This is a genomic window from Streptococcus oralis (assembly GCF_004127215.1).
GTDB lineage: Bacteria > Bacillota > Bacilli > Lactobacillales > Streptococcaceae > Streptococcus > Streptococcus oralis_BD.
Genome location: NZ_QEWJ01000022.1, coordinates 1 through 4,331 on the forward strand (window position 1 = coordinate 1; position 4,331 = coordinate 4,331).

The following is a 4,331-nucleotide window of genomic DNA, read 5'->3' on the forward strand; positions in this document are numbered from 1 at the left end:
AGCCTAGTTCTTAGGTGAAAGCTGGGTGAGGGGGGATATTTCCTTCAGAGGTTGGAAAGGTTTTTTTCTATCATTTGTCTAGTCAGCTACAGCCCCTCAAAAGTTAGATTTTCCTGTTTAATTTTTTTGGGGGGCGGTAGGTCAATCTAACAGAAGCAGTCACTTGATTCCAAGATGGAAGTAGCATCAGCAGAAGATTTATATAGAGATCATTCTTAGTGGGAAATGGAATTGAAAAATTATGAAAATTCTATAATGAAGTTAGCCACCCAACTTTCCTAACAATGCGCTGGTTCAACTAGTCAATGTTGTCAAATGAAAACTTATTTAGGCATAAGAAAGCACCTCTGTGTTATACATGTTGTTCACCACAAAGACAAGAAAGGTACATAGATGCAAATCAATTATACTACAAAAGCTAATCACTTGACAATCCACAGTCGTCGCTTAATCGAACGATGGAAATTAGAAGGGAAATCAAATAGAGAAATGGTCTTTCTCCTTGGAAAAGCTCCTCAGACCATCCACAATGAAATCAAGCATGGTACACTCCTACAATGTCTAGGAAAAGGACGTTTCAAAAAGATTTATTCTGCCGACTATGCCCAAATGATTTATGAAACCAATCAGAAGCTCTCTGTGAAGGAATCAACCTTGACCAAAGAACTAAAGTAAAAGATTCTCCTCTATTTCTCCTCGCTCAGCTTCAGATAAGTGCTTGTATGATTGATTTGTGGTAGAATAGTTTGTGGACATGTTCCTCTTCCTTTATACTGTTTTTTGCAACTCTAGTATATCAGATGAATATGTCTTTTGTGTTGCACTTCATTTTACAACAGAGCAATTGAAAAATTTGAGAGAAATAGTCAAATTTTTTTTATAAAAGCCTTTACAAAAAAAATTAAAGTGGTATAATTAAGGTATAAATAAGTGCAAACGTTTTCGTAAAACGTTTGCCTAAATAAAATAAAGGAGATTTGAATGATGAAAGCTACATTCAAAAATGTCTTGTCTTTCGAATTTTGGCAGAAATTCGGTAAGGCTTTAATGGTGGTTATCGCCGTTATGCCAGCGGCGGGATTGATGATCTCAATCGGGAAATCAATCGTGATGATCGACCCAAACCTTGCTCCTCTAGTGATTACAGGTGGAATCCTTGAGCAAATTGGTTGGGGGGTTATCGGTAACCTTCATATCTTGTTTGCCCTTGCTATTGGGGGAAGCTGGGCAAAAGAACGTGCAGGTGGTGCATTTGCAGCCGGGCTTTCCTTTATCTTGATTAACCGTATTACAGGTACTATCTTTGGTGTTACGGGTGATATGTTGAAAAACCCAGAAGCAATGGTTACTACCTTCTTTGGTGGTTCAATCAAGGTTGCTGACTACTTTATCAGCGTTCTTGAGGCGCCAGCGCTCAACATGGGGGTATTCGTAGGGATCATCTCAGGTTTTGTAGGGGCAACTGCTTATAACAAATACTACAACTACCGTAAACTTCCAGACGCACTTTCATTCTTTAATGGGAAACGTTTCGTCCCATTCGTTGTCATCCTTCGTTCAGCTATTGCAGCAATTGTGCTTGCTGCTTTCTGGCCAGTTGTTCAAACAGGTATCAACAACTTTGGTATCTGGATTGCGAATTCACAAGAAACAGCACCTGTTCTTGCACCATTCTTGTATGGTACTTTGGAACGTTTGCTCTTGCCATTTGGTCTTCACCATATGTTGACTATCCCAATGAACTATACAGCTCTTGGTGGTACTTATGATGTGTTGACTGGTGCAGCAAAAGGCACTCAAGTATTTGGTCAAGATCCACTTTGGCTTGCATGGGTAACAGACCTTGTAAACCTTAAAGGAACTGATGCAAACCAATACCAACACTTACTTACAACTGTAACTCCAGCTCGTTTCAAAGTTGGACAAATGATCGGTTCATTCGGTATTTTGATGGGTGTGGCTGCTGCTATTTACCGTAATGTTGAAGCAGACAAGAAACACCAATACAAAGGAATGATGATTGCAACAGCTCTTGCAACTTTCTTGACAGGGGTTACTGAGCCAATCGAATATATGTTCATGTTTGTTGCAACACCTCTTTATCTTGTTTATTCTGTTGTTCAAGGTGCTGCCTTTGCTATGGCTGATATTGTTCACCTTCGTGTGCACTCATTCGGTTCAATCGAATTCTTAACTCGTACTCCACTAGCTATCAATGCTGGTCTTGGTATGGATGTCATTAACTTTATCTGGGTAACTGTCCTCTTTGCTGTGATCATGTACTTCATCGCGAACTTCATGATTAAGAAATTCAACTACGCAACTCCAGGACGTAACGGAAACTATGAAACTGCTGAAGGTGCTTCAGAAGAAGTTGCTTCAGGTGAAACAAAAGTTGCAGCTGCTTCTCAAGCTGTAAATATCATTAACCTTCTTGGTGGGCGTGCAAATATCGTAGATGTAGACGCATGTATGACTCGACTTCGTGTAACTGTTAAAGATGCAGATCGTGTTGGTACTGAGGAACAATGGAAAGCCGAAGGAGCTATGGGTCTTGTCATGAAAGGACAAGGTGTCCAAGCTATCTACGGACCAAAAGCTGATGTATTGAAATCTGATATTCAAGATATCCTTGACTCAGGTGAAGTAATTCCTGAAACTCTTCCAAGCCAAATGACTGAAGCTCAACAAAACACTGTACATTTCAAAGGTGTAACTGAGGATGTTTATTCAGTAGCTGACGGTCAAGTCATTGTCTTGGAACAAGTGAAAGATCCTGTTTTTGCTCAAAAAATGATGGGTGATGGATTTGCGGTAGAACCAGCAAATGGTAACATTGTATCTCCAGTTACTGGTACAGTATCAAGTATCTTCCCTACAAAACATGCTCTCGGTCTTGTCACTGACTCAGGTCTTGAAGTACTTGTTCACATCGGTTTAGATACAGTAAGTCTTGAAGGAAAACCATTCACAGTTCACGTAGCTGAAGGACAAAAGGTTGCTGCTGGTGATCTTCTTGTTACAGCTGACTTGGATGCTATCCGCGCAGCAGGTCGCGAAACTTCAACAGTGGTTGTCTTCACAAATGCTGAAGCAATCAAATCTGTTAAATTAGAACAAACTGGTTCTCTTGCAGCGAAAACAGCAGTTGCTAAAGTAGAATTGTAATATACTTGAGGTTGGAAGCTGTTTTCCAACCTCTTGTTTTAGGAGGAAAGCATGAAATTTTTAACACTCAATACCCACAGTTGGATGGAGAAAGAAGCAGAAGAAAAATTCCAGCTCTTGCTCCAAGATATTCTTGATAAAGACTATGATTTGATTTGTTTCCAAGAAATCAATCAGGAAATTACTTCTCCTGAGGTAGATGTTACTGACCTCTATCAAGCTTTACCATCAGCAGAACCCATTCATCAGGATCACTATGTCCGACTTCTGGTTGAAAAATTGGCTGAGAAAGGAAGAAGCTATTACTGGACTTGGGCCTATAATCATATTGGTTATGACCGCTACCATGAGGGAGTAGCTATCTTATCTAAGACACCAATTCAAGCACGCGAGATTTTAGTTTCGGATGTAGATGATCCAACAGACTACCATACTCGCCGTGTTGCCTTGGCTGAGACAGAGGTTGAAGGAAAGGAGCTTGCTCTTGCAAGCGTTCATCTCTCTTGGTGGGATAAAGGTTTTCAGGAAGAATGGGAACGATTTGAGGCTGTACTGAAAGATTTGAACAAACCTTTGATTTTAGCTGGTGATTTCAATAACCCAGCTGGTCAGGAAGGTTATCAAGCAATCTTAGCTAGCCCATTGGGATTACAAGACGCATTTGAAGTTGCGAAAGAAAGAAGTGGCAGCTATACCGTTCCACCAGAAATTGATGGTTGGAAAGGCAATACCGAGCCACTACGAATCGACTACATCTTTACGACCAAAGAGTTAGAAGTAGAAAGCTTGCATGTGGTTTTTGATGGGCAGAATAGTCCACAAGTCAGCGACCACTATGGTTTGAATGCGATTTTAAACTGGAAATAAATATTTAAATAATCTAAGACAAAGCTTCCGATCTTTTGAAAAAGGGAGAACATCTTATTAGGGGATACACTCCTTTTTCTAAGATTATTAACCATGAAAGGGTTTTTGGCTGAATTGAACAATGCATTTTACCAAGGTGAAGCTCCATGCAAAAAGCAACAACTAATTTTTGTACTGACCCCAAAAAGTTAGACAATTAATTTATCCGAAGGATTTAGTTCTGTATTGCACAGGACTGAGTCCTTTTAGTTTTATCTTAATTCGTTTATTGTTGTAGTAATCAATGTAGTCCACAA

General features: G+C 39.8%; 3 protein-coding genes and 1 pseudogene. 3 read left to right on the forward strand and 1 reads right to left on the reverse strand.

Translation table 11 applies throughout. The features are described 5' to 3' along the window. Positions 1–393: 393 nt before the first annotated feature. The 3 genes and pseudogenes from DF216_RS10270 to DF216_RS10280 form a co-directional block, all read left to right on the forward strand. Positions 394–672 (forward strand): annotated as a pseudogene (locus tag DF216_RS10270) (helix-turn-helix domain-containing protein); the annotation flags it as partial. Between the two features lie 309 nt (positions 673–981). Beyond that, on the forward strand, positions 982–3,168 hold the full coding sequence (locus DF216_RS10275; protein WP_129326772.1) for a PTS transporter subunit IIBC: 2,187 nt from the start codon (positions 982–984) through the stop codon (positions 3,166–3,168). A 51-nt stretch (positions 3,169–3,219) separates the two neighbouring features. After that, complete coding sequence (locus DF216_RS10280) at positions 3,220–4,035, forward strand: endonuclease/exonuclease/phosphatase family protein (protein ID WP_129326773.1); 816 nt, start codon at positions 3,220–3,222, stop codon at positions 4,033–4,035. A gap of 201 nt (positions 4,036–4,236) precedes the next feature. Here the strand turns inward: DF216_RS10280 and DF216_RS10285 are convergent. Continuing rightward, positions 4,237–4,331 (reverse strand): IS3 family transposase (locus tag DF216_RS10285; protein ID WP_164979035.1); only part of this gene is annotated, 95 nt, incomplete at its 5' end.

What these genes read in the sequence shown, in the direction of transcription:
- DF216_RS10275 (WP_129326772.1), top strand. Translation starts at nt 982, where the DNA reads ATGATGAAAGCTACATTCAAAAATGTCTTGTCTTTCGAATTTTGGCAG.
- DF216_RS10280 (WP_129326773.1), top strand. Translation starts at nt 3,220, where the DNA reads ATGAAATTTTTAACACTCAATACCCACAGTTGGATGGAGAAAGAAGCA.